1 protein-coding gene is annotated in these 1,001 nt (G+C 41.6%); it reads right to left on the reverse strand.

Annotated features, from left to right (window positions below):
* Positions 1-1,001, reverse strand: a 1,001-nt coding sequence (locus WA340_RS03735; RefSeq protein ID WP_336127331.1) for a DUF11 domain-containing protein, incomplete at both ends; no start/stop codon positions are given.

Here is a 1,001-nt window from a genome sequence, read left to right on the forward strand (position 1 = left end):
ACAACTTCAAAGGTTACCGTGTCACCCACATTTGGTGTTGAACTACTTGCCGCACTTATACCCTTAGTTAACTCTAAATCGGATTGTGCTGGTACTACAACTTCATCGTCTTCATCATCTTCACTTTGGTCGCCATCATCGTTGTCTGGGTTACTATCTGGATCATATTGATCGCTCGCTGTTACTTGTGCTACATTCCTATATTCTCCAACTACTCCAGTCGGTGCATTGACCGTGACCTGATAACTTACTGTTACTCCTGTTAATGGTACATTTGCTAAATCCCAAGTAATAGTTGTATTTCCTGGATTAAAAACCCCTCCATTATCTATACTTCCTGACACTAATGTGTAACCTATTGGTAATACATCTTCTAAGCTTACATTGGTAGCTACTGAACTTCCTCCATTGGCTATTGCTATACTAAAGGTTAATACATCGCCTACATTTACTGGTGCGCCATTTGCATCTACTACGGTTTTATCTATTGATAAATCTGCCGTTTGTGGTGTAATGGTAAAAGTATCTTCATCATCATCATCGCCATTACCATCTCCATCTTCATCTACGGTATCATCTGTCGTTGGATCACTGTCTGGATCATATTGGTCACTTGCCGTGATTTGCGCTGAGTTTGTATACTCTCCAACCGCTCCAGTTGGTGCATTAACCGTTGCTTGATAAGTTACAGTTATACTGCCATTGGCTGGCACAAACAATCCTAACCAGCTTGCTGTATTTCCTGTAGCTGTTCCTGCGTTGTTTACTGTTCCTAGCGTGTAACCTATAGGTAACACATCTTCTACACTAACGCCTGTGGCATCATTAGAACCTTCATTTGTAATTACTAATTCAAAAACCAAGATATCTCCCACATTTGGTGTGGCACTACCTGATGACAGTCCTTTCGCTATACTTAAATCTGCCTGTGCTGGCATGATTGTGATGGTGTCCTCATCGTCATCATCGCCATTACCATCGCCATCTTCATCTACGGTATC

The organism is Mesoflavibacter sp. CH_XMU1422-2, assembly GCF_037029245.1.
Classification (GTDB): domain Bacteria; phylum Bacteroidota; class Bacteroidia; order Flavobacteriales; family Flavobacteriaceae; genus Mesoflavibacter; species Mesoflavibacter zeaxanthinifaciens.